22 protein-coding genes and 3 tRNA genes are annotated in these 25920 nt (G+C 45.6%); 6 read left to right on the top strand and 19 right to left on the bottom strand.

What is annotated here, in order from left to right:
• Positions 1-15: 15 nt before the first annotated feature.
• The 14 genes from efeU to HPC38_RS03240 all read right to left on the bottom strand — a co-directional run bounded on the left by efeU (position 16) and on the right by HPC38_RS03240 (position 12919).
• The gene (gene efeU / locus HPC38_RS03305; RefSeq protein ID WP_208119851.1) at positions 16-837 is read right to left on the bottom strand and encodes an iron uptake transporter permease EfeU; all 822 of its coding nucleotides are present in this window, start codon (positions 835-837) and stop codon (positions 16-18) included.
• A 143-nt stretch (positions 838-980) separates the two neighbouring features.
• A tRNA-Arg gene (locus tag HPC38_RS03300) sits at positions 981-1057 on the bottom strand.
• Between the two features lie 57 nt (positions 1058-1114).
• Positions 1115-1191: transfer RNA gene (locus HPC38_RS03295), tRNA-Arg, on the bottom strand.
• Positions 1192-1201: 10 nt separating this feature from the next.
• A tRNA-Ser gene (locus HPC38_RS03290) sits at positions 1202-1291 on the bottom strand.
• Positions 1292-1408: 117 nt separating this feature from the next.
• The gene (rep, locus tag HPC38_RS03285) at positions 1409-3427 is read right to left on the bottom strand and encodes a DNA helicase Rep (RefSeq protein ID WP_208119850.1); all 2019 of its coding nucleotides are present in this window, start codon (positions 3425-3427) and stop codon (positions 1409-1411) included.
• A complete protein-coding gene (locus tag HPC38_RS03280; RefSeq protein ID WP_208119849.1) occupies positions 3424-3645 on the bottom strand; it encodes a YceK/YidQ family lipoprotein in 222 nt (73 codons plus the stop codon). The genes rep and HPC38_RS03280 overlap by 4 nt, the downstream gene beginning before the upstream one ends.
• Positions 3646-3755: 110 nt before the next feature.
• Positions 3756-3974, bottom strand: a complete 219-nt coding sequence (locus HPC38_RS03275) for a YgaP family membrane protein (RefSeq protein WP_208119848.1) — start codon at positions 3972-3974, stop codon at positions 3756-3758.
• A 146-nt stretch (positions 3975-4120) separates the two neighbouring features.
• Positions 4121-4942 (bottom strand): pyridoxal phosphatase, encoded by an 822-nt coding sequence (locus tag HPC38_RS03270; protein ID WP_208119847.1) that lies wholly within the window; start codon positions 4940-4942, stop codon positions 4121-4123.
• A gap of 10 nt (positions 4943-4952) precedes the next feature.
• A complete protein-coding gene (gene rlmB / locus HPC38_RS03265; protein ID WP_208119846.1) occupies positions 4953-5687 on the bottom strand; it encodes a 23S rRNA (guanosine(2251)-2'-O)-methyltransferase RlmB in 735 nt (244 codons plus the stop codon).
• Positions 5688-5691: 4 nt separating this feature from the next.
• Complete coding sequence (locus HPC38_RS03260) at positions 5692-6579, bottom strand: hypothetical protein (RefSeq protein WP_208119845.1); 888 nt, start codon at positions 6577-6579, stop codon at positions 5692-5694.
• Positions 6580-6591: 12 nt separating this feature from the next.
• The gene (gene rnr / locus HPC38_RS03255; protein ID WP_208119844.1) at positions 6592-8934 is read right to left on the bottom strand and encodes a ribonuclease R; all 2343 of its coding nucleotides are present in this window, start codon (positions 8932-8934) and stop codon (positions 6592-6594) included.
• Between the two features lie 110 nt (positions 8935-9044).
• Positions 9045-10346, bottom strand: a complete 1302-nt coding sequence (eno, locus tag HPC38_RS03250) for a phosphopyruvate hydratase (protein WP_208119843.1) — start codon at positions 10344-10346, stop codon at positions 9045-9047.
• Positions 10347-10477: 131 nt separating this feature from the next.
• Entirely contained in the window at positions 10478-11212 is a 735-nt protein-coding gene (locus tag HPC38_RS03245) for a copper homeostasis protein CutC (protein ID WP_208119842.1), read from the bottom strand.
• A gap of 72 nt (positions 11213-11284) precedes the next feature.
• The gene (locus HPC38_RS03240) at positions 11285-12919 is read right to left on the bottom strand and encodes a CTP synthase (RefSeq protein WP_208119841.1); all 1635 of its coding nucleotides are present in this window, start codon (positions 12917-12919) and stop codon (positions 11285-11287) included.
• Positions 12920-13178: 259 nt separating this feature from the next.
• Here HPC38_RS03240 and HPC38_RS03235 point away from each other — a divergent pair, with 259 nt between their 5' ends.
• Positions 13179-13688, top strand: a complete 510-nt coding sequence (locus HPC38_RS03235) for a hypothetical protein (RefSeq protein WP_208119840.1) — start codon at positions 13179-13181, stop codon at positions 13686-13688.
• A gap of 70 nt (positions 13689-13758) precedes the next feature.
• On the opposite strand, the gene lptD is transcribed toward HPC38_RS03235, so the two are convergent.
• Entirely contained in the window at positions 13759-16116 is a 2358-nt protein-coding gene (lptD, locus tag HPC38_RS03230) for an LPS assembly protein LptD (RefSeq protein ID WP_208119839.1), read from the bottom strand.
• A 187-nt stretch (positions 16117-16303) separates the two neighbouring features.
• Here lptD and tal point away from each other — a divergent pair, with 187 nt between their 5' ends.
• Positions 16304-17254 carry a transaldolase gene (gene tal, locus HPC38_RS03225; protein WP_208119838.1) on the top strand — a complete coding sequence of 317 codons (951 nt, stop codon included), beginning with the start codon at positions 16304-16306 and terminating at the stop codon, positions 17252-17254.
• A 53-nt stretch (positions 17255-17307) separates the two neighbouring features.
• On the opposite strand, the gene HPC38_RS03220 is transcribed toward tal, so the two are convergent.
• From HPC38_RS03220 to HPC38_RS03210, 3 genes are read right to left on the bottom strand one after another with little or no spacing between them, the layout of a single operon-like run.
• Complete coding sequence (locus HPC38_RS03220; RefSeq protein ID WP_208119837.1) at positions 17308-17958, bottom strand: 3-keto-L-gulonate-6-phosphate decarboxylase UlaD; 651 nt, start codon at positions 17956-17958, stop codon at positions 17308-17310.
• Between the two features lie 14 nt (positions 17959-17972).
• Positions 17973-18443: a PTS sugar transporter subunit IIA gene (locus tag HPC38_RS03215; protein ID WP_208119836.1), complete on the bottom strand. Its 471-nt coding sequence runs from the start codon at positions 18441-18443 to the stop codon at positions 17973-17975.
• 45 nt (positions 18444-18488) lie between these two features.
• Positions 18489-20285, bottom strand: coding sequence for a PTS ascorbate-specific subunit IIBC (locus tag HPC38_RS03210; RefSeq protein WP_208119835.1), 1797 nt, complete (start codon positions 20283-20285; stop codon positions 18489-18491).
• A 318-nt stretch (positions 20286-20603) separates the two neighbouring features.
• On the opposite strand from HPC38_RS03210, the gene ulaG reads away from it, so the two are divergent.
• The 4 genes from ulaG (at position 20604) to araD (ending at position 24109) form a co-directional block, all read left to right on the top strand.
• The gene (ulaG, locus tag HPC38_RS03205) at positions 20604-21695 is read left to right on the top strand and encodes an L-ascorbate 6-phosphate lactonase (protein ID WP_208119834.1); all 1092 of its coding nucleotides are present in this window, start codon (positions 20604-20606) and stop codon (positions 21693-21695) included.
• Between the two features lie 77 nt (positions 21696-21772).
• The gene (ulaR, locus tag HPC38_RS03200; protein WP_208119833.1) at positions 21773-22540 is read left to right on the top strand and encodes an HTH-type transcriptional regulator UlaR; all 768 of its coding nucleotides are present in this window, start codon (positions 21773-21775) and stop codon (positions 22538-22540) included.
• Between the two features lie 19 nt (positions 22541-22559).
• On the top strand, positions 22560-23420 hold the full coding sequence (locus HPC38_RS03195) for an L-ribulose-5-phosphate 3-epimerase (RefSeq protein WP_208119832.1): 861 nt from the start codon (positions 22560-22562) through the stop codon (positions 23418-23420).
• Positions 23414-24109 (top strand): L-ribulose-5-phosphate 4-epimerase, encoded by a 696-nt coding sequence (gene araD, locus HPC38_RS03190; protein ID WP_208119831.1) that lies wholly within the window; start codon positions 23414-23416, stop codon positions 24107-24109. Before HPC38_RS03195 ends, araD begins: the two co-directional genes overlap by 7 nt.
• A 92-nt stretch (positions 24110-24201) precedes the next feature.
• Here the strand turns inward: araD and HPC38_RS03185 are convergent, their stop codons facing one another.
• Entirely contained in the window at positions 24202-25860 is a 1659-nt protein-coding gene (locus tag HPC38_RS03185) for a putative transporter (RefSeq protein ID WP_208119830.1), read from the bottom strand.
• Between the last annotated feature and the right edge of the window lie 60 nt (positions 25861-25920).

Raw genomic sequence — 25920 nt, 5'->3', positions numbered from 1 at the left:
AAGTGCGGTTTTTTATTAAGCCTTCGCAGGTATGCGTTTAACTTGGTATAAAAAGAAAAACAGTGCTGGGATAAGGTAGCCGAAATAGAGCGTGAGATCGCTCACGGTTGGGTGGTCGGTGTAGCCAAAAATGCCACCGAGCAAAATGCCAAACGGGCTTTTTTCGTTGAGTGTGCTTGACCAGTTGAATACCACTTCTTGCCCCCATTGCCATAGCCCTGCATTATGAAAGCCACGAAAGGCGCTGGCGATCAAGCCTGCGGCGACAAAAATAAGGAATACGCCTGTCCAGCGGAAGAATTTGGCTAAATTGAGGCTCACGCTGCCTTCATAAATCAGCCAGCCGATCACAATGGCAAATACCAAGCCCAGCACGGCGCCAAGCGGCATATATTGTGAGCTGCTTTGTTGGAACACGGCTAGCAGGAAGAAGACGGTTTCAATCCCTTCACGCACCACGGCTAAAAACGCCATGCCCACCAGCGCCCAGCCTTGCCCATTGCCTTGTTTAAGTGCGGCAGTGACGGAGTCTTGTAACTGTTGCTTAACTGAGCGTGCGGCTTTTTTCATCCATAAAATCATATACGTCAGCATGCCGACGGCGATTAAAGCAATGGAGCCTGCCACCATAGCTTGAGCCTGTTGCGGGATTTCGCCTGTGCCTTTATAGATGCCGTAGCCAATGAGTGCACATAAAATTAATGCGCCGAGAACGCCTAACCACACTTTTGGGATCATATGGCTGTGGCCTGATTGTTTCAAAAAGCCAGCGACAATGGCAACGATCAACGCTGCCTCAAGCCCTTCGCGCAGCATGATGAGAAAGGTAACTAACATGATGTGTCCTTGTATTTAATGATGGCTAGATTATATAGTTTTTGACTATTGAATACAAATGACACTTATTCTTAATTTCGTTTTGAACGTAAAAAAGCACTGTGTAAGATTGCGAGAAATAGTGGAGTAAAGATAAAAAGAAATGGCGCATCCGAGAGGATTCGAACCTCTGACCGCTCGGTTCGTAGCCGAGTACTCTATCCAGCTGAGCTACGGATGCGCTGATATATTGTTAACCGCACTTATCCTTTTGACATTCACCTAGAGTAAAAGTGAATGGCGCATCCGAGAGGATTCGAACCTCTGACCGCTCGGTTCGTAGCCGAGTACTCTATCCAGCTGAGCTACGGATGCGCAGTATAAATGGCGGTGAGAGAGGGATTCGAACCCTCGATAGAGTTTCCCCTATACACCCTTAGCAGGGGTGCGCCTTCAGCCTCTCGGCCATCTCACCACATTTGGTTTGAGCGCACATGATACGATTTTCTGAAAATAAGTCAAATGCTTTTTGCCTTCAAACCGCACTTTTTGGTTTGGTTGCTTGATTTGCAAGCAATTAAAGTGCAATTGGTTATTTTTTCGTCTTCAGAAATGCCCGCAGGTTGGCCACATGGCTTTGGGTTTTTTGTTCGATTTGCGCTTCCGTCATTGGCGGCTTGTCGCGCTCCCAAATCAAATCGTGTTGTGGCAACTCAAGCAAAAAGCGGCTTGGTTCTGGCTTAAAGATTTCGCCGTATTGCCGTCGTTCATGACAAAGGGAGAAGGTCAGCTCGCGTTGCGCGCGCGTAATACCAACGTATGCTAAACGGCGCTCTTCTTCCACGTTGTCTTCATCAATACTGGTTTGGTGTGGCAAAATGCCTTCTTCCATGCCGATAAGGTAAACGTAGGGAAATTCTAAGCCTTTTGAAGCATGCAGTGTCATGAGCTGCACCTGATCGGCGTCGTCGCCCTCTTCGCCACGCTCAAGCATATCCCGTAGCGTTAAGCGTGCCACTACTTGGCTAAGTGTCAGCGGTGGCTCAAGCTCGGATCCTTTAAGCATTGCGCTCACCCAGTCAAACAGTGTTGCCACATTGCGTGTTTGCATTTCAGCAATGGCGGGGCTGGTGGCGTTGTCGAATAAATAGGCTTGATAATTCAACCCCTCAAGCAGGCTGCGCACCGCACTTTCACCGCTCACGCGCTGATTTTCATCATTTAGCGCCACCAGCCAGTCGGCAAAGTGTTGCAGTGCGGCATAGCTTTTCGGTGTCAGGCGTTGAATCAGCTCAAATTCATAAATGGCGGCAAATAGGCTGATGTGCTTTTCTTGCGCCAGCTGGCCGAGCTTTTCCAGCGTGGCGGAGCCAATTTCCCGCTTGGGTGTGTTGACAATGCGCAAAAAGGCGGCGTCGTCATCGGGGTTCACCAACACGCGCAAATAGGCCATCATGTCTTTCACCTCCGCGCGGGAGAAAAACGATGTCCCACCCGAGATTTTATACGGAATGCGGTTTTGCATCAGCACCTTTTCAAGGCTGCGCGATTGGTGGTTGCCGCGGTATAAAATCGCGTAGTCTTTGTAGCGCGTTTTGCGCATAAAGCGGTGCGCCACCAGTTCGGCAATGACCCGCTCTGCTTCATGTTCTTCGTTTTTGGCTTCAATAATGTTGAGCTTTTCGCCCTCTTCTAGCTGGGAAAACAGCCGCTTGGCGAAGACGTGATCGTTATTATCAATCAAAATATTCGCCGCATTTAAAATCCGCTGACTAGAGCGATAATTTTGCTCAAGTTTGATCACCGTTAAATCAGGAAAATCATCACGCAGGCGCTGCATATTTTCAGGCCGCGCCCCTCGCCATGAGTAAATCGACTGATCATCATCACCCACCACGGTAAAATTGGCCTTCTCACCCACCAAGAGCTTGATAAACTCATATTGGCTGGTGTTAGTGTCCTGGTATTCATCCACCAGCAAATACCGCACTTTGTTTTGCCAACGCACGCGCACCTCATCATTTTCGTGTAAAAGCAAGGTGGGCAGCATGATCAAATCATCAAAATCCAGCGCATTGTAGGCCTTCATTTGTTGTTGATAGTGCTGATAACACTGCGCAAAAAGCGCATCATTTGCGTCATGTGCTTGTGCGATAGCCTGCGGGGGGAGCAGCAAATCATTTTTGCAACGCGAGATATAATTTTGTAATTGGGCAAACCACTCTTTATCCTTTTTGAAAGCGCGCTCAAACAGCTCTTTGAGCAGCGCGAGCTGATCGTGTTGATCAAATAAAGTGATATTGGCTTTATAGCCCAGCAGCCGATATTCTCGCTTAAGAAAATCAAAACCGAGGGTGTGAAAGGTGCAAACCGTCAAGCCACGGCTTTCTTTTTTGCCAATGGCGTGCGCCACACGCTCTTTCATCTCCCGTGCGGCTTTATTGGTGAATGTGACCGCGGCAATATGGCTCGGATTGTAAGCGCAGTGGCGAATCAAATGCGCAATTTTATTAATAATAACCCGCGTTTTGCCCGAGCCAGCTCCAGCGAGCACCAAACACGGCCCCGTGCTTAAGTGAACAGCTTGCGCTTGTTGTGGATTTAATTTCATTGGCTATCCTGCGCCCACGCATAAGGCAAAAGTGCGGTGTCGAGCATAAACGATAATGGAATATCTAACATAGGCAATCCCCAGTGTTTAGCCATGGCGTAGTCATATTTGACGCCTGCATAAGGTAGATAAGGCGTGGTGGGATTGATCAAGGTTACAATGGTGCCACAGTGAGTTGTGAGCATGACGGTGAGTGCTAGGATAAAGCATTTGTACATGGCTGTCTTCAAATGGGGGTATTATACGAGTTTTAGCCGAAAAGCTAAAGTGCGGTTTACGAAATAAAAAACCGCACTATGAAACATACTAGTGCGCTGAGAGGTTAGGCTTATTCCTCATCTGCGTCCACATCGGGATGAGGGACATAAGGACAGGTAGAAAAGCCAATCCATTGATATAATGCACAAAAGCCAATCACACCACTTATAGCAATCACCACTCCAATATAGCCCCATGGGCCAATGATTTTAAATGCACTCAAAATGCACAACACTGCACCAATAACAATACGAATCGCACGGTCAATATGACCAACATTTTTTCGCATAAATACCTCCTTCAGGCGTTGGGGCTAAAGCCTCGAAAGACTAAAGCAGAGCGATTTATACTGCTGTTGCTCTTTTCTACCGTGTTTACACGCTTACTGTCAACGAGGGAATGCTGAAAATGCGAGCAAGATCAACTAATTTTAGATTAGCACGAGGTCAATTTCTCGCTTAGAAACTGCGCGATGCTGGCGTGATTATTATCACCGATCACACATTTTGCTTGCGCTTTGACCGCACTTTCAGCATTACCCATCGCCACACCTAAGCCTACGCTTGAGAGCATACTAATATCGTTATGGTTATCCCCAAATGCGATCACCGCATTAGGTGAAATTTGCCATAAATCAAGCAGCGCTGCCAAACGGTTGCCTTTGGTGTTGCCACCGCTGGCAATATCCACGCGATCAACCCACGACCACTCGCAGCTAAATTCATCGGCGGGCAGGGTATCGACCACTTGTTGCATCAGCTTGGTATCAGGATCGCTGATGACAAATTTCCAAATCGTTTCCCGTCCAGCCAATGGCTCATAAAAGCTGGTTAAGTGGCGTAAGTGTGGGCGCACATTTTCAGGGCAACTCGCCACCCATTGTTGGAATTTCGCCATGTGTGGGTTTACTTCACAAAAAGCCATTTCATCACGCGTGTACATCAAAAGATGAATGCCATAGCGTTCGTTGAGACTGATAATTTGCTGGCATTGCGCCCAGGTTAGCGGATTGGCACTGAGCACTTTTTCATTTTGATAATCATAAAGATAAGTGCCGTTGCAGCAAATAATTGGCGTATCTAGCCCCAGCTCTGAGTGGTATGGGCGAGCTGCAGTGTGGTGACGACCTGTGACGAGTACGACCTTGACACCCAATGACCGCACTTTGTCGATTGCGTGAAGGGTTTCAGGCAAAATTTGCCCTTGTGAATTGAGTAATGTGCCATCTAAATCAAAGGCAACCACTTCATATTGCATAATCACTCCTTTAGCCTCGTTGGCGTACGATTTCAAATAAACACACGCCCGTTGCCACCGACACATTCAGCGACGACACACAGCCTGCCATCGGAATGCTGATGAGCTCATCACAACACTCCCGTGTTAAGCGGCGCATGCCGTCTCCTTCCGCGCCCATTACCAGCGCAATGGCGCCTGTGAGTTTGGCTTGATAGAGCGTTTGTGTGGCTTCACCTGCGGTGCCCACCACCCAGATATTGTACTTTTGTTGTAACTCACGCAGCGTGCGCGCAAGATTGGTCACACGGATTAACGGCACACTCTCTGCTGCACCGCACGCGACTTTACGCGCAGTGGCATTAAGCTGTGCGGATTTATCCTTAGGCACAATCACCGCCGTCACCCCAGCAGCATCGGCGCTACGCAAACAAGCACCCAAATTATGTGGGTCTGTCACACCGTCTAAAATCAATAAAAATGGCGCAGCCACGCCTTGCAAAGTGCGGTCAAGGTCATTTTCATTGTATTCTTTTTGTGCTTGCACACGAGCGATAATCCCTTGGTGATTCTCGCCCTCACATTTTTTATCCAACGTGGCACGATTAGCCAGTTGGGCAGTTATGCCAATAGACTGTAATTGCGCTAAAAGTACGGTCAAGCGCTTATCTTCTCGCCCTTTTAACGCAAATACTTCAATAATCCGCTGTGGCGAGCGCGCTAAAAATGACGACACAGCATGAATGCCATAAATTAATTCGGTCATGAGTTTACTCTTGTGAATTGAAATAACGTTGTTGATTACGCTTGAATAAACGCTGAATAAAACGTATTAGGCGTTTTTCAGTGTTGCTGGTTTTTACAAAAATCGGCACGCTCCTTACGGGTAACTCGGCAGCTCGTGCTTTCATTTGTTCTAGGCTTTCGTGGTGTAAAAAGGCTGTGAGCAAAAGGTCTTGTGCAAGCACATTCCACTGCGCTTTGTTGCCCCAATAATGCGCAATAATATGCTCACAGCCTTGTAGTGGTCGATGGTGATTGAGCGCTAAAGAGAACGCAAATTGCTCTACTAATCGTCGTGGGCAATCAGTAGCACATATTTCATCACAAATAGTCAACGCTAATGCCAAAATCTCGTGTGCGGTTTCATGTGGTAAGGCGATGACACCCGCGTTCCACATCGCTGTATTTTCGTTGATGGTGATACCAGAAAAAGTGCGGTTTTGCAGACATTTCCACATTTTTCTCACAGTTTTGCTGTTTCCCTCGCTTAGGCGCTCCTCAAAGATATGCATAAACGGCTGCTGACGATTGAGCCCGTCAATTAATGGCGTTAAAGGTGCGCCGAGCACAGTGTCAGAGTCTACATACAAAATATGGTGTTCGCAAAAACGCTCAGCAACTGTTTGTAGCGCCTTTATTTTCACCCGCCAGAAAAATTGTTGCTCACCTTGCCAAGCGCTGAGAGTGGTTTCATCAATGGCAACAAATTCAACGTGATCACCAAAACAGCGATAAAAATCTTGGCGATCGGTTACCACTACGACCTTGTTAATATGCGGATCGTTGAGAAAGCTCAAAATTGATAATGCCGCTTGGTAATGTGTTTCCAAGCGATCACCAAAGGTGAGCAAAACTAAATTGGTTGGTGTACTCATAATTATATTGCTCTATTTCTTCCGTTTATTTCTACGTTTTCTTGGTTTTTTCTCTTTTTTTACCGCACATTTGCCTTTGGCGAGACGTTTTTCCAGCGCTTCGCTGTAGCGTAGTTTTTTGGCGCGATCTTTGGCGGTTTTGCCCATGCGTTGCGGTTTGCGTTCGCTTGAAATTAAGGCAAAGTCAATTTGTTTTTCTTCCAAGCTCACCGCATTGACCCGCACTTTGACTTTGTCCCCTAGGCGGTAATACATCCCGCTGTTTTCGCCAATCAGGCGCTGGCTTGGTGCATCAAAGTGGTAGTAGTCGTTGTCCAGCGTGGAGATATGCACAAGCCCGTCGATAAACAGATCATTTAAGCGAACGAAAAAGCCAAACCCTGTCACAGCGGAGATGATGCCGTCAAACTCTTCACCGACGTGGTCTTGCATAAATTCACATTTGAGCCAGTCGGCAACATCGCGTGTGGCGTCGTCGGCGCGGCGCTCGGTCATGGAGCAGTGCTCGCCGAGTTGGTCGATTTCATCTAAGGTGTAGTGATAGCCGCCCGTGGCGGTGGTACGCTTGCTCGAACCTTGTGCTTTGGCAAGTTGATATTTAATACCGCGATGCAAGCTCAAGTCAGGGTAGCGACGAATAGGGGAGGTGAAGTGCGCGTAGTCTTCCAGCGCCAGCCCGAAATGCCCAATGTTATCGCCAGAATAAACCGCTTGGCTCATAGAGCGCAGTAGCATAGTTTCGATTAATTCGTGATCGGCACGCGACCGCACTTTTTCCATCAGTTCAGCATAATCCGCAGGCGTCGGCTTCAAGCCGCCACCCAAGGTTAAACCGCACTCTTTCAAAAAGCCACGAAAGGCAGTGAGCTTTTCTTCGCTTGGCGTTGCGTGCACGCGATAAAGCGCTGGCTCCTTGGTTTTTTCCATAAAGCTGGCGGCGGCGATATTGGCGAGGATCATGCACTCTTCAATGATTTTGTGCGCGTCGTTACGCACCAGTGGTTCAATGCGCTCAATTCGCCCTTGCGCATTGAAGATAAATTTGCTCTCAATCGTATCAAAATCAATCGCGCCACGTTTTTTACGCGCGCTAATCAGCACTTTGTACAGTTCATATAATGCTTCTAAGTCTCCCACTAGTGGTGCGTAGCGCTCACGCAGGGCTTCATCACCTTGCAAGATCTTCCACACCTTGGTGTAGGTGAGACGCGCGTGGGAGTTCATGACCGCTTCGTAGAATTTATAGCCTGTCATTTTGCCACGCTTATTGAGCGTGATTTCACACACCATACACAAACGGTCAACTTGCGGGTTAAGTGAGCACAGACCGTTAGAGAGCACTTCGGGTAGCATTGGTACTACGCGATTAGGGAAGTAAACCGAGTTGCCCCGCGCGCGAGCTTCGGTGTCCAATGCGGTTTTCAGCCGCACGTAGTAGCTCACATCGGCAATCGCCACCCATAGCGTCCAGCTGCCGTTGTCATTTTGTCGGCAATAGACTGCGTCATCAAAGTCGCGCGCATCTTCGCCATCAATGGTAACCAGTGGCAGTTCACGCAAATCCACGCGGCCTTTTTTCGCCTCCTCTGGCACTTCTTCTTTTAAATTGGCGATCTGCTTTTCAACACTTTCAGGGAAAACATGCGGAATGTCGTGGTTGCGCAGCGCAATTTCCACCTCCATGCCAGGTGCCATATTGTCACCGAGGATTTCGATAATCTTACCCACGGGCTGATTTTTACGGGTACGTTGTTGTAGCTCTACCACCACAACTTGCCCCATGCGTGCGCCTATGCGGTGCTCGTCTGGGATTAAAATATCTTGCGTGATGCGGCTGTCGTCAGGCACCACATAGCCAATGCCACTTTCCAGGAAAAAACGCCCAACAATTTGCTTTTTACGGCTTTCCAAAATACGCACAATCCGCACTTCTTGCCGCCCACGGCGATCAAAGCCATTGGGTTGCGCGAGCACATAATCGCCGTGCATCACCCGCTGCATTTGATTGTTTGGAATATACCAATCTTGCCCATTTTCCACCTGCAAAAAGCCAAAGCCATCACGATGCCCGAGCACTGTGCCTTTCAATAAAGATAATTTTTCAGGCAGGGCATAGCATTTGCGCTTAGTGAATACCAATTGACCGTCATTTTCCATTGCGCGCAAGCGTCGGCGCAGGCCTTCTTGCTGCTCCTCGTCGGTGATCGAAAGTGCGGTTTGCAAATCGCTGCGGCTCATTGGCGCATTGTGATCACGGATGGTTTGTAAAATAAACTCGCGGCTGGCGATGGGGTTGTCGTATTTTTCGGCTTCTTGGGCGAAATTCGGATCCTGTGGCATAGGCACTCCTTGCATTGGGTTATTCTCTCAGTTTGACATTGCCTAGCTGTGAATGCAAGAGCAAAAGGCAAAGTGCGGTCAAACAAAAAGGCTACCCGCAGGTAGCCTTTTTTATCAAGCAAAAATTATGCTTGGCCTTTCACCGCTTTCAAGCCTAAGAATGGCGCTTTGTCGCCTAATGCTTCTTCGATGCGGATCAATTGGTTGTATTTCGCAATACGGTCTGAACGGCTCATAGAACCGGTTTTGATTTGGCCAGCCGCAGTACCCACCGCTAAGTCTGCGATGGTAGCATCTTCAGTTTCGCCAGAGCGGTGAGAGATAACAGCGGTATAGCCTGCATCTTTCGCCATTTTGATCGCGTTCAAGGTTTCGGTCAATGAACCGATTTGGTTGAATTTGATCAAGATAGAGTTAGCGATACCTTTTTCGATACCTTCTTTCAAGATTTTGGTGTTGGTTACGAACAAATCATCACCGACTAATTGTACTTTGTCACCCAACACTTTAGTTTGGTAAGCAAAGCCGTCCCAGTCTGATTCATCTTGGCCATCTTCGATAGACACAATTGGGTATTTTTTGCACAACTCTTCCAAGTAGTGAGTGAATTCTTGAGAGGTGAACGATTTGCCTTCGCCTTTCATTTCGTACATGCCGTTGTCTTTGTTGTAGAACTCAGATGATGCGCAGTCCATCGCCAAAGTCACGTCTTTGCCTAATACGTAGCCTGCTTTTTCAACGGCTTCTTTGATACATGCTAAGGCAGCAGCATTGGATTCTAAGTTTGGTGCAAAACCACCTTCGTCACCAACCGCTGTGCTCAAGCCTTTGCCTTTTAACACTTTGGCGAGGTTGTGGAACACTTCAGCACCGATGCGAAGGGCTTCGCGTAAGGTTTTTGCACCTACTGGTTGAATCATAAATTCTTGGATATCAACGTTGTTGTCAGCGTGCTCACCACCGTTGATGATGTTCATCATTGGCAATGGCATTGCGTATTGACCTGGTGTGCCGTTGAGTTCAGCAATCCAAGCAAACAGTGGCATGCCTTTAGCGGCCGCCGCAGCTTTTGCGTTAGCAAGAGATACCGCCAAAATGGCATTTGCGCCCAATTTGGTTTTGTTTTCTGTGCCGTCTAAATCAAGCATGATTTGGTCGATTTCAGCTTGTTTGGTCGCATCTTTGCCGATCAGCGCTGGAGCGATAACATCATTAACGTTAGCTACCGCTTTCAACACACCTTTACCTAAAAAGCGTGATTTATCGCCATCGCGTAATTCCAACGCTTCACGAGAACCTGTTGATGCACCAGATGGGGCAGCCGCCATACCAACAAAGCCACCTTCAAGATGTACTTCTGCTTCAACGGTTGGGTTACCACGTGAGTCGATGATTTCACGACCAAGTACTTTTACAATTTTAGCCATTTTTAGTTCCTCATTTGTGCTAAGATTTAATTCAAAAAATCTTTTTTGATTTTAAAGCTATTTGCGCCGTTTGTCTTGTAAAAATTACAAATTGATTGATTTAAGTCTAGTTTAGCGTATACCAGTATGGCTTATGACAAGCCCAGTGATTGCCGAAGCTTTGCGAGTTCTTCACCATCGGTAACCATAATGCGTTGATCGTCATCGGCACTTTTCCCCATCGCGACCGCACTTTGGCGTGCCATAGCACTGTAGCGAAAGCGCTTAGCTGACAAATGCAGTTCATCGGCGTGGGTGACAGCTAATAAATCTTTGGCGTTTTGCGCACTCACGCCAGCACCAGCCATAATGCTGATGCGCCCATGTGCCTGGTCAACCAATTTGGCGATCAGCTCACGCCCTAGCCACGCCGAGGGCGCTTGGCCGGAGGTCAGCAGCCGCGTGCAGCCGAGATCGATAAGTGTTTCAAGTGCGGTTTGTGGATTAGCACACACATCAAATGCACGGTGGAATGTCACCTCCATTGGCCCTGCCGCCTCAACCAAGCGTTGGGTGGTGGCTATATCAATTTCGCCGCGCTCGGTCAACGCGCCAATCACCACGCAATGCACACCGAGCTCTCGCGCCATCTGGATATCATCAACCATCATTGCGACTTCATCACGGCTGAATAAAAAATCCCCTGCGCGTGGGCGAATCATCATCGCAATTGGCATTTGAGCTATTTTGACCGCACTTTTCAGCAACCCATAGCACGGTGTCAAACCACCCACAGCAAGCGCGCTACACAGCTCAATGCGTTCCACTCCTGAGTGATTGACCACATGGATGGATTCACTATTTTCAACGCAGACTTCGATGTTCATAATGCTTAAAACCGCACTTTGATAAAAATACACCTTTATCAGCAAAGCCGATAAAGGTGTATTGGATTAAACTTATTTCGTTTCTTGATTTGTGTGCGCGGCTTTCACAAAACTTTCAAACAGTGGGTGCCCGTCACGCGGTGTTGATGTGAACTCGGGGTGGAATTGCGCTGCCACAAACCATGGATGATTTGGAATTTCGATAATTTCCACCAATTTTTTATCTGCTGACAAGCCGCTAACTTTTAAGCCTGCCTGTTCAATCTGTGGCAATAAATTGTTGTTCACTTCATAACGGTGGCGATGGCGCTCTTCAATGGTGTCCGCACCATAAATCTCACGCGCTTTTGAACCCGACGCCAAGTGGCATTGCTGCGCGCCTAAGCGCATGGTGCCGCCGAGATCGGAATTATCAGAGCGTTTTTCCACTTTGCCGTCGGCATCTTGCCATTCGGTAATCAGCCCCACCACTGGGTATGGTGTGTTCTTGTCAAATTCGGTGGAGTTTGCACCCGCCATGCCCGCTTTGTGGCGCGCGAATTCAATTAATGCCACTTGCATGCCCAAACAAATGCCCAAATACGGCACGTTATTTTCGCGGGCATATTGTGCGGTGGCAATTTTACCTTCCACACCGCGGTAGCCAAAGCCCCCTGGGATCAAAATGCCGTCAAGCCCTTTGAGAATCTCGGTACCTTTGGTTTCCACATCTTGCGAGTCAACATATTTGATATGCACGTTCACGCGATTAGCAAGCCCTGCGTGTTTCAACGCCTCGTTGACGGATTTATAGGCATCAGGCAACTCGGTATATTTACCCACCATGCCGATAGTGACATCGCCATTGCTTGGGTTGCTTTCGCGATAAAGCACTTGCTCCCATTCACTTAAATCTGCTTCAGGGCATTCAAGGTGGAAACGTTTGCAAATAAAGTCATCCAAGCCTTGTGATTTCAACAACGCGGGGATTTGATAAATGGAGCTGACGTCTTTAAGGGAAATAACCGCTTTCTCAGAGACATTACAAAACAGCGCAATTTTAGCACGTTCATTAGCTGGAATAGCGCGATCTGAGCGGCAAATCAAAATATCGGGTTGAATCCCAATAGAAAGCAGCTCTTTCACTGAATGTTGAGTTGGCTTGGTTTTCAGCTCACCAGCGGCGGCAATGTACGGTACTAACGTTAAGTGCATGAACAATGTGCGTTCACGGCCAACCTGAACAGCCAGCTGGCGTAGAGCTTCTAAAAATGGCAATGATTCAATATCGCCCACCGTGCCGCCAACTTCCACAATCGCCACATCGTGATCCGCTGCACCATCGATCACGCGTGCCTTAATTTCATTAGTGATGTGTGGGATAACCTGAATGGTTGCGCCCAAATAGTCACCGCGGCGCTCTTTGCGCAACACTTCAGAGTAGATTTTGCCCGTGGTGAAGTTGTTGCGTTTGGTCATTTTAGTGCGGATAAAACGCTCATAATGCCCAAGGTCAAGGTCAGTTTCTGCGCCGTCTTGGGTGACAAACACCTCTCCGTGTTGGGTTGGACTCATGGTGCCAGGGTCAACATTGATATACGGATCGAGCTTCATCATGGTGACATTCAGCCCACGAGCTTCAAGGATTGCGGCAAGGGAGGCGGCAGCAATGCCTTTGCCTAAAGAAGATACAACACCGCCTGTTACAAAAATATAATTGGTAGCCATTTGAAACCTAATAATTGAATGTGATGGATGATAAGTTGGCTTATCTAAGACGGGATCATAGTGTATAGCAAAGTGCGGTTAATCTCAATTGTTATTGCACGTCAAGCTAGTGCAAAGGCAGATTACGAATGTAAACCGCACTTTTAATTGGCAAAGTGCGGTCATGGTCACAAAAAAGTTGCAAAGTGCTTGTGCTGTGCTGTGCTGTAAAATTAAGCGATTTTTTTATTTGCATGTCAAGTCGTTATTTGAGGAAAATATGAAAAAAATACTATTGATCATCACAACATCTTGCCTTGCCGCCTGTCAACCGCTCAGTGAAATTGCCAGCACGGTCAACTCAACATTAGGTCAAGTCAATTCTGTATTATCAGGTGGTATGCTCTATGTTGATGACAATACGCAGCAATCCATTGATTTAGCCATAAAAAAAGCTGTTGTGCCTAAAAATGCGAGAAATGCGTTCAAACAAGCCACACCAAGGATCAAAAAGGTATTAGGGTTGATTGCCTGTGATGCCACCACCAGCCAAGTTAAACCTTATTTTGATAAAACATGGACGTATGTGCAGCCGACGCTCAATATGAATTACCACCGTTCAGGTTGTTTGAATATTCAAAGCATTCACAGCATTAAAATGAGCGCAGCCAATGCGCTCTATTTCAAAGTGCGGTATATTTCACCTTCCAGTGAAGAAGGAGCGAGCCGTATTTATAATGTGATCAAGCAACCTGATGGCGAATGGTTGTTTGAAGAGCGACAATTTTAAACTCCAACAAAAACCCCACCAGCTGGTGGGGTTTGCTTTAACGCAAAGTGCGGTTATGCCACACTTTTGATTATAAACTAAATGGTTTGACGTATGGCAACATGCCTTTGCTTAACATTTTGCGCAGGTCGCTATTGTAATTTGTGCCGAGACCTTGGATTTGGAAGTTGATGCCAAAGGCGTTGTCGTAAAACAGCTCTTTGTCGCTGTTACGCGTAGTGTGGGTGCTGGAGGTTAAATAACGTCGCGCACTGAAGGTGACATTCCAGCAGCACGTGTTGTATTGAATGCCGGCGTATTGTTCAACGGGTTTACCCAATGCTACGTCGTGGTAATAACGCCCGACCACCGCCCAGTTGTCGCTAAGATCCCAAGCAAATGTTGCGCCTACTTGCTTAATGTCTTGATTATAGCGGTTGATGCCATTAAGCAAGTTTTGGTCGATGTAATTTTTAGACGCATAGCGGTAGCTCAACTGGACTAGATTATTACCCGATGGATTATATTCTAGCGCCATGTTCGCCAGCGAGGTTTCGCTCAGCGTGGTGTCGTATTGATAGCTGCCGCGCCAATCCCAATGTGGGTTGATTTTCCAATTTGATTCCAGCGCCCAAGAAGACGACGAATGCCCACTGGTGCTGTTGACCGCACTTTCATCCACTTTGGAGTCACGCAGATAATAAATTTGCCCCAGCGAGAGGTTAAAACGCTCTTGCGCTTGATCGTCAAAAAAGCGCGTAGTGCCGCCCAGCGTAATTTGGTTGGCGGAAGCGATGCGATCTAGCCCGCTATAACGGCGATCGCGGAACATTGAGAAGTAATCTTGCTGCAATAAAGCACTGTCGTAGCCCAATCCCAAGAAACTAGAGTTAAGCCCCTTGGCGCCAATATTGCTTTGATTTTTATACGGACGATAAAGATACTGAATATGTGGCTCGATGGTTTGAGAATAATCTTTAAACAGTGTTTTATTGGTCAGTAACACTGTTTCAAGGTCAGCTTTAAATTGTGGCAGCACACGTGTAACCGCACTTTGCACTTCAAAGGCATTGGCACCTTTGCCTTGTTTTTGCGCATAATGGGTGGCGTAAACCTTGCCTTGCAAATTGAGGCTGGCATATTGATTGCTCAATGGCAAATTCAGCTCTGGCTCAAGGTGGAATCGCCATGCGCTTGGCATGCGTTTTGAATCGTTGTCGAAATGCACCGCTTGGGAAAAGAGCGCGTAGTTCATGCCCCACGGGTTTAAGTCATCTGAATAGTAGTGAAAATCCACCTGTGGCAAAGCGCGATACGGCCCAATTTCTGCCACATCGAACACCTGGAATTGACGGCCTGAGATGGTGAGATTATAGTTCGGCTGATAATAGCTAAGCTTAAATTGTTGCGTCGCATAGCCGTCCGTGCTGCTACCGTATTGCGAGGTGAAATCGCTGAAATAACGCTTATCACTCACCCGCGTATAATCCACGTTCAAACGCCAATCATTGGCAAATTGTGCGCTGTGTTGCCAATAAAACAAGTGGCGAGATTTATTTTCACCGATGTAATCTTTTAAGCGGTCTTTGGCAAGGTATTCCCCAGCGACTTTACCCAGCCCGAACGCGGTTAAATAGCGAAACTCGCCGAGCAGTTGCAGCCCACGCTTGCTCATGTATTTTGGCGTGATGGTGGCGTCATAATTTGGCGCTATGTTCCAATAAATCGGCTGGCCCCAGCTCAAACCATCACGGCTAGAAGAGCCAAAATCTGGCATCAACAAGCCACTGCGGCGGCGATCGCCCAGCGGGAACTGCCAATACGGTGTGTACAACACGGGTACGCCGAGAATGCGAAAACGCGTGCCCCACATCTCTGCCACTTCTTCTTTCAGATCTTGGCGGATTTCATTGGCATCAATCGACCACGCATTGTCATCAGGCAAGCATGACGTAAAGGTGGCGTTGTGCAAAGTGCGGTAGCGCCCCTGCATTTGGGCTTGTTCGGCACTGCCACGGCCTTGACGGTCAACAAACTGATAATCAAGGTTGCGAATATCACTGTCTTTACTATTGAGATCAATCTTCGCATCACGCCCTTTTAAAGCGATTAAATCGTCTTGATAACGCAGTGCGCCGTTAACAAAAGCATAGCGCTGCGCCTTATCGCCTCGCTGTTCAGTGGTGATTTGCGCATGATCAGAATGCAAAGTGCGGTTGCCTTGCTGAATTTGCACATCGCCACTGTAAGTTGCTTGCGTCGCATTTTGCATTTCACCACGGTCAGCTTCGATATAAACAGGCATGTCGTTCACATTGCCAGTGACTTTTTCGCCTTCAAAGTGCGGTACACCGAGCAGGCACTGCTGCTTGAGATCAGCGGCAGCCTGATTGCCGTAAAGTGCGGTGCACACCAGCACCGTCAAAAGGGTAACCTGATTGCGTTTCATTGCATAACCCATATCAATAATCAATAGACTTATCTCGGATTGTACAAGAATTTGCGCCTTCGCGCATATTTTTCTTAAAGTGCAGTCGCAAAAATGAAAAATTTTACCTATCAGACAAATTATTGGCACATTTTCGTTCTAAAGGTTAGAATGAACGGAAGTTTTACTGAAAAAAGAAGGAATAACTATGTCACAATTACAAGCCCTACGCGAAATGACAGTGGTTGTCGCCGACACCGGCGACATTGAGGCCATCAAAACCTATCAACCACAAGATGCCACCACAAACCCGTCACTGATCTTAAGTGCATCATCGCTGCCGCAATACGCCCCACTTATCGATGAGGCTATTGCATATGCCAAAGCACAAAGCCAAGACAAAGCGCAACAACTCATTGACGCAGAAGATAAATTGGCAGTTAATATTGGACTGGAAATTTTAAAAATTGTCCCTGGACGCATTTCAACAGAAGTGGACGCGCGTCTTTCTTACGACACCAACGCAACCGTTGAAAAAGCACGTCGTTTAATCAAATTATACAACGACGCTGGCATCAGCAACGATCGCATTTTAATTAAAATCGCCTCCACTTGGCAAGGCATCCGCGCAGCGGAAATCCTTGAAAAAGAAGGCATTAACTGTAACCTTACCTTGTTATTCTCGCAAGCACAAGCACGTGCCTGTGCTGAAGCAGGCGTGTATCTCATCTCACCATTTGTAGGGCGCATTTTAGACTGGCACAAAGCGAACGGCGAGAAAAAAGAATTTGCACCAGCTGAAGACCCAGGTGTAATTTCCGTGACTGACATTTACAACTACTATAAAAAACACGGCTATGAAACTGTCGTGATGGGTGCAAGCTTCCGTAACGTGGGTGAAATCACCGAACTGGCTGGCTGCGACCGCTTAACCATCGCCCCAGCACTGCTCAAAGAGCTGCAAGAATCCGATGCCAAACTTGAGCGCAAATTGGATTACCAAGGCGAAACAGTTGCCCGCCCAGAAAAGATGACTGAAGCGCAATTCTACTGGGAACACAACCTTGATCCAATGGCGGTTGAAAAGCTAGCTGAAGGCATCCGCAAATTTGCTGCCGACCAAGAAAAACTCGAAGCCATGCTTGAGAAAAAACTTTAACCGCACTTTGCGTTTTAAAAATAACCCCCACCGATTGGTGGGGGGATGGGATGTTACCAGTATTTGTTGATTTCATCTCTCAATTGTTGTGCTGTTACTTTCCCTCTCTCGCCTGCTAGAGCACGTCCTGCGATGAAAGTCTTGGCATTAATGCCTTTAAAGAGGTGAATATCTTCAGGCACAATCCCACCTGTGATAGAAATTTCTAAGCCAAGGGCTGAGAGTTTTCTCATTTTTTCGAGGTCTTGTTCTGTCCACCCTTTGCCAGCAAGTTCGGCATCACGCGAGCGGTGATAGATTGCTTGCTTAATACCAAGATCAACCCAGTTTTGGGCATCTTCAAATGTCCAGTTACCGTAAATTTCTATTTGAATTTCACGGTGATCATTATAGCTGTCAGCGACTTTTTTGCAGGCCTCAATAGTGGCAATGTGTGCAGCTGCTGATACAGTCAGCCAATCGGCTCCCGCATCAAATGCCATTTTAGCTAAAATAGCACCGCCATCCGTTGTTTTCATGTCACACACAATAATGTGATTTGGATGAGTACTGCGCAGTGTACGAACAGCGTTCATACCTTCGGCAAAGGCTAAAATGGTGCCGATTTCGATAATATCGACAGAATCAGCCGCGTTTTGTGCAGTTTCTTGCGCGGTTTTTAAATCTAGTGAATCCAGCGCAATTTGGAGTAAAGGTTTTGACATAATATACCTCAATGTTATGAATTTAATGCATTATCAATCACGGTGTAAACTTCATCGTGAGTTTTGCAGCGTAAGATTTTGTCTAAATCAACACCTGTTTCACTGTCTGGGTCATCGAGCATTTGGGTTATTTCCATTAATCCTTGCATATGCTTGTTAGAGTCACTGCCAGCAAGTGTGATTAGAACGTGAACAGGATCTGGCTCGCTTTCAAAATAGACAGGCTCGGTTAATGTTACCAGTGCAAATGCTGTACGGTTCACGCCGTCTTGTGGGCGGGCATGGGGCATGGCTAGGCCTGGCGCTAGAATAATATATGGCCCCATTTTTTTGATGCACTCAATAATGGTGTTGTAATAGCGTGGTTCAATAGCGCCAGACTTCACCAGCATATCAGTGCCAATTTTAATTGCCTCTTGCCAGCTTGCTGCATGTTGATTAAGTTTGATAGAGTTATTTTCAATAAGCGATTGCTTTAAGTTCATATTGTCTCCTTTTCGCCCACAAAAGAAGTGGGCGAGTATTATTAGTTAGCGAGCATGATGTTGTTTGATTAATTCAACCAATTCATCACCAAAGGAATTTGGATTTAGCATATTTTGTACACCTAATACTGCTTTTCCTTCTCCTACTTCAATTTCATTTGCCAAGTGGCGAGATGACACAATAATATCAATATCATTAAGGCGAGATTTGTAATCTGTCACAGCACATGAATCCATAATATTTGGGATACCACGTTTATCAAGATAATTGGCAATTTTCATTTTCATCATCATTGAAGAACCTTGTCCGCTACCACAAACCGCTAAAATGCGAATTGGTTTTTCGTCGCTGGCGATAGTAGCTTCTGTTGTTTGCGCGATAGTTGTGTCTTGGTCAAGATCGTCTAGATTGTAGCCGTCCATTTGTTCTAATGTTTTGCCAGCAGCGGCAGCGGCTGCTTCATCTGCGCGTAAGCGTTTTGATGCATAAGCCATGTAGACAAGGCAAAGTGCGAGAATGATAAAGAAGAAGAATGGAATACTGACAATACCTTGTAGTACTGGTGGGAAGAATAGCGCCCAGTCAGCCATACCCATCCAGCCATTGAAGATAGCGCCTTGAGTGGCAAGAAGATGGATGACCCATGCAGAGCCTAATACTTCAATCATACCCATGACTAAACAAATCTTGATGACAGCTTTCCAGCCACCAAAGTGGTTAGCGAATACCCCAATGGTTGCATTGGAGAAGAACATTGGAATAAATCCTGGGATGATTAAGATTGGCGCACCCATCGTAAGCAAAATACCCACTGCAATGAACTGACCAATGGCACCCCACATGAAACCGAATACCATCGCATTAGGTGAGAACGCGTAAATGGCTGCACAGTCAATGGCAAGTACAGCGTTAGGAATAAGTTTTTCAGAGATACCTTTAAATGCTTCTGAAAGCTCGGCAACAAACATCCGTACACCCATAACAATAATTTGGATGGCGACGGCAAATTTAAGACCTGTTTCTAAAATATAAACAGTCCAGTGCGTTTTTCCAGCCATTGCTTGAAGGTTAGTTAAACCAAAAGACAGTAAAATAATACCGAAGAATACAGTCATAACAATAGCGGTTGCTGAAATACTGTCGTGGAAGATGTGTAACCATTTTGGCAGATTTAAGTGATCAACATTATCTTCTTTGTTACCCAATTTGGGTGAAAGTTTAACTGCAATCCATGAGGCAATTTGTTGTTGGTGACCAATGGAAAAACCAGCTCCCCCAGTTACCGCTTGAGTTGGTTTATACATAATATTAGAAGAAATGCCCCAATACAACGCCATTAAAACAGCTGTATAGATGATGGTTTCCCACATTGAAGCGCCAATAATCATATAGAATACGGCAATTAGGCCAGCTTGTTGGAACATGATGTGGCCTGTCAACATAATGGTGCGAATGCCAGTAAAACGACGGAAGACAACCAGTAAGATATTTAATAAAAGTGCGAGAATAACAGCATAGCCTACCCAGCCGTAATTATCTCCCATAGCCTGAATGGTTGCTTGCATGCTGGTGTATGGGTCGATAACCGCACCTGTGAGACCGTGATATTCTGAGAGTTTTTCAATAATTGGTTTAAACCCTTTTACCAGTGTTCCTGCACCTACTTGAACGAGCATGAACCCCACAATTGTTTTAATCGTACCTTTTAAAATGGTTGTGGTGTCTTTTTTCAGCAATATATAACCAAGACACGCCACAATACCAAGAAGAAGCGGCGCCTTTGATAGAACCTGGGCATTGAACCCAAGGAACAGTTCGTATAGCGAATTTAAAATATCCATAACAAACCTCTGTAAGTTGTCAATATGAATGTTGATGGTTAGCCATCAGTATGAGCTCAGAGATTAGCCCCACATTTAGCGTCCAACCCATCATAACAGCAAAAAATGAGTTGTTTTGAAGTTTTTTGATTATTTGTGATTTTAATCACAAAATATTTATAGCGTCATTTTTGGTTTTTAAATTTAATTTATTGTATAAAAGGGATAAATAAAAGAATTTAATGAAAACAATATTAATGCTTGCAAAATAAAAAATGATTATATATGATTACTTTTGAGTTATATTTGATTTTTTGTGCTTTTTAAGGAGCGTTATTTATGGCAAAAGTGAATGAAATTACCCGTGAGAGCTGGATTTTATCAACCTTTCCAGAGTGGGGCACTTGGCTGAATGAAGAGATTGAACTTGAACAAGTTCCTCAAGGCAATGTTGCTATGTGGTGGCTGGGTTGTGTGGGCTTGTGGGTCAAAACACCTGGAAATGCGAATCTCTGTATTGATCTTTGGTGTGGTCGTGGTAAAGCTACGAAAAAGGTTAAAGACATGGTGCGTGGCCACCAAATGGCTAACATGGCGGGTGTACGTAAATTACAGCCAAATTTGAGAAATTCAGTCAGTGTGTTAGACCCATTTGCAATTAATCAAGTCGATGCCATTGTGGCAACACACTACCACAACGATCACATTGATGTGAATGTAGCTGCTGCAGTTATCAATAACCCTGAGCTCAACCATGTTAAATTCATCGGCCCACAATATTGTGTGGATATGTGGACGAAGTGGGGTGTGCCACAAGATCGTTGCGTAGTCGTTAAACCTGGAGACAGTGTTAAAATTAAGGATCTTGAGTTGATTGCACTGGATTCTTTTGACCGCACTTGCTTAGTTACTCTGCCTGCCCGAGGTTCAGAAGAAAATGGCGGCGAATTAAATGGCATTTGCCCAAGCGATGAAGAGATGGGGCTCAAGGCAGTTAACTATCTGATCAAAACACCTGGTGGCAATATTTATCATTCTGGTGATTCTCACTACTCAATCTATTATGCTAAACACGGTAAAGACTATGAGATTGATGTCGCTTTGGGTAGCTATGGTGAAAACCCGCTAGGCATTCAAGATAAAATGACGTCTATTGATTTGTTGCGTATGGCCGAGTGCTTGCGTACAAAAGTGGTCATTCCTGTGCATCATGATATTTGGACAAATTTCCAAGCGGATACAAATGAAATTTTAGCGCTTTACAATATGCGTAAAGATAGACTTCAGTATCAATTCAAACCGTTCATTTGGCAAGTTGGGGGTAAATACGTCTATCCTCAAGATAAAGCATTAACAGAGTATCACTATCCGCGTGGCTTTGATGATTGCTTTGAGCAAGAACCTAATGTTCCGTTTAAGTCAATACTTTAACCTTTATACACCGCTTTGTATTTTTACAAAGTGGTGTTATTTTGTTCATACATGGTTAGTTTTACGGAGAAGTCATTATGAACAAGCAATATCGTCATGAGAAATTACTCAATATTCTCAATGAACGGGAAATATTATCGACGGAAGAGATTATTCATCTTCTTAATGTCTCGCCAGCAACGGCGCGACGCGACATTACGATGTTAGATAAATTAGGGTTGTTGCAGAAAGTGCGTAATGGAGCTCAATCCGTTACTAAAGAAAGCATTTCTAATCACCGAAATTATTTAAGCAGTAATGTTAATCAAATCAATAATTTTTCTGAAAAAGAGAGAATTGCGAGAGTGGCAGCCAATTTGTGTCAACGAGGCGAAAGCGTATTTTTGACCTGTGGTTCCACCATGATGATGTTAGGACAAAGCTTGTGTGGCAGCCCTGTGCAAATCATCACCAATTATTTGCCGTTAGCTAATTTGTTGATTGAACATGACCATAATGATGTTGTTATTATGGGAGGACAATACAATAAAAATCAGGCTATTACTCTGTCTTTAGGCGTTGGAGTTGATTGTGGGTACTCTGCCAATATTATGTTTACAAGCGGACGAGGAATTTCGGCTAAGGGACTTTATAAAACCGACATGCTGATTGCAAATTCAGAGCAAAAAATGCTTGATAAAGTTGGGCGCTTGATTGTTCTGCTTGATAGTCAAAAATTAGGGAAGGAAGTTGGGATGATATTTACTGAGTTAAGTCGTATTGATACCTTAGTGACAGGCAAAGAAGCCGATCCTGACATTATTTCTGCCTTAAAAGCACGAGGTTTGAATATTATCTTAGCCTAATATATTTAGGAGAGATAGAATGAGAAACCATAAAATTGGTATTTATGAGAAGGCCTTACCTAAGGAAATAAGTTGGCGAGAAAGACTTGCCATTGCAAAATGTTGCGGTTTTGATTTTGTGGAAATGTCTATTGATGAAACTGATGAACGCCTATCACGTTTAAATTGGAGCAAATCAGAAAGACTGAACATTGTTAAAGCTGTTCTGGATTCTGGAATTACCATTTCATCAATGTGTTTGTCAGCGCATCGCCGTTTCCCATTTGGTAGTCATGACAGTCCAATAAGAAAACAAGCCTACGATCTTATGCAAAAAGCCATTGAGCTTGCAGTAGATCTTGGCATTAGAACGATTCAGTTAGCGGGTTACGATGTCTACTACGAAGAACAAGATGAAGGAACAGTTGCACGTTTTCAAGAAGGTTTAGAGTGGGCTGTACAATTGGCTGCTAGTAATCAAGTGACATTGGCTGTTGAAATCATGGATACGAAGTTTATGAGTTCTATTTCGCGGTGGAAAAAATATGATGAAATACTGCGATCTCCTTGGTTTACAGTGTATCCCGATCTAGGCAATTTATCTGCATGGAATGATGATGTGGTTTCTGAGCTGGAATTAGGTATTGATAAAATTTCGGCTATCCATTTGAAAGATACCCATAAAGTCACCCAAGCATGCGCAGGGCAATTTAGAGATGTCCCTTTTGGTCAAGGTTGTGTTGACTTTGTGAAATGTTTTGAAACGTTAGCACGATTAAATTATCGTGGTGCTTTTCTCATTGAGATGTGGACGGAAAAAGCACAAGACCCTATTGTTGAAATCATTAACGCCAGAAAATGGATTGAGTCACAAATGGTGCAAGGAGGTTTCCAATGTTAACACAATTGAAACACGAGGTTCTCGAGGCCAATTTGGCACTTCCAAAACACCATTTAGTCACGTTTACATGGGGAAATGTGAGCGGTATTGATAGAGAAAAAGGTTTAGTGGTAATTAAACCCTCGGGTGTTGAGTATGATGTGATGACCGCAGAAGATATGGTTGTGGTTGATCTTCATACTGGTGCGGTGGTTGAAGGGGATAAAAAACCATCTTCAGATACGCCAACACACCTTGAGCTGTACAGTCAATTTCCCGATATTGGCGGGATTGTCCATACGCACTCACGTCATGCCACTATTTGGTCTCAGTCGGGTGAAGATATTATTGCAACAGGTACAACCCATGCGGATTATTTTTACGGCGCAATACCTTGCACGCGCAAAATGACGGCGCAAGAGATTGCGGGTGACTATGAGTTGGAAACAGGTAAGGTCATTGTGGAAACCTTTATTAAGCGTGCAATTAATCCAAATGATGTTCCAGCAGCTCTAGTACACTCACATGGGCCATTTGCTTGGGGTAGCGATCCACACAATGCAGTGCATAACGCTGTGGTGTTGGAGGAAATTGCTTATATGAATCTCTTTGCTCGCCAATTACGGCCTAATTTACAAGCTATGCAGCAGGAGTTATTAGATAAACATTATCTAAGAAAACATGGTGTAAATGCCTATTACGGGCAATAATTTAAAATGAAAGCCGCACAAGATGTGCGACTTTTTTATTATCTTGATTAAAACCGCACTTTTAAAGTGCGGTTTTTTCTTAAAGTGCGGTTTTAGGTGAACAGGACTAGTACAATGGCGAGCACTTGCGGTGAGATGATACGCATGAACATCACCAGTGGATAAACGGTGGCGTAAGAGAGCGCTGCGGCACCGCTTTCTTCTTTGATGGCGTTAGCAAAGGCCAGTGCGGGCGGGTCGGTCATGGAGCCAGCCAGTAAGCCACTTAGGGTGAGGTAGTTCATCTTGCCATAAATACGTGCGACGACTCCTGTAATAACGAGTGGTACAAAGGTAATGATTACCCCATAGGCCATCCATTCAAGCCCACTGCCACTGACGAGTGTATCGACAAAATGAGCACCCGCTTTTAGCCCTACGATGGAGAGGAACAAGACAATCCCGATTTCGCGCAGAGCGAGGTTAGCACTTGGTGGCATAAACCAATAGAGTTTGCCGAGGCTGCCGATACGCGCAAGAATGAGTGCCACCACCAGCGGGCCGCCAGCCAGACCGAGTTTTAGCGGGACAGGGAAGCCTGGCACCATAATGGGGATAGAGCCGACTAACACGCCGAGCAAAATCCCGATAAATACAGGCAGCATTTGCACTTGTTGCAGTTTTTGTTGCACATTGCCGATCACAGCGATCACCGCTTCAATGGCATCAAGCCTCCCAACGAGATTGAGCACGTCACCAAATTGCAGGCTGGTGTTGCTGGTGGGGACAAGCTCAATCCCCGCACGGTTAAGGCGCGAGATGACGACTTCGTATTTTTGTTTAAATTTGAGATCGCGGATTTTTTTACCTAACGCTTGTTCATTGGTCACTACCACACGCACGGAGCGTAGGTCGGTACCACGCGTGGTGAGAGAGGTTTGCACCACTTCACCAATCACCAGCTGCAATCGGTAGAGGTCGGGTTTGTCACCGACTAAGTGCATAATATCACCTAAGATAACTTCAGTATCGGCGTGAGGAACAATCAGATCGTCATTGCGTTTAAGCCGAGAACACACCACGTTACGTGCCTCAAAGCCTGGAATATCACGAATGCGCAAGCCGTTAATGTTGGGATTGGATACCCTTATGTTAAGACTACTTAAGCTCTCTTTATCATGACCTGATTCTTTTTCAAATTGTTCATGTTCGTGTTCAATTTTGATTTTGAAAAAGGCACGAATTAGCCAAATAGACAGCAAAATACCGCAGATTCCAAATGGATAGGCGATGGCATAAGCCATACCCATCGTTTCAGTGATATTGGTCATCCCCAACTCACTTAGAATTTGTTGACCTGCCCCGAGTGATGGGGTGTTGGTAACCGCCCCTGAGAAAATGCCGAGAATAATTGGTAATTCAATGCCTAAGGTAAGATGTAATATCACCACCAACAATGCGCCGATCAGCACAATCATCATAGCGAATAAATTAAGTTTAAGACCCGATTGTCTCAAGGAGGCAAAAAAACCTGGGCCGACTTGAATCCCAATGGTGTAAACAAATAAAATCAAACCAAATTCTTGAATAAAATGCAAGGTGTGCGGTTCAAGTTTGAGGTTGTATTGGTAGGTAAAGTGGCCGACTAAAATTCCCCCAAATAGTACACCTCCGATCCCGATGCCAATCCCTTTGATTTTAAAATGCCCGAGCCACAGCCCGATCACCGCAACCAAGGAGATAAGGCTTATGGTGATTGCAATATCGCTCATAAGTACTCCTAATTTTTCAATAAAAATGAACTGAGAGAGATTATACCTGTCTTAGAAAAA

Source organism: Spirabiliibacterium pneumoniae, assembly GCF_014884995.1.
Taxonomy (GTDB): domain Bacteria; phylum Pseudomonadota; class Gammaproteobacteria; order Enterobacterales; family Pasteurellaceae; genus Spirabiliibacterium; species Spirabiliibacterium pneumoniae.
This window is presented reverse-complemented; position numbering and strand designations above follow the sequence as displayed.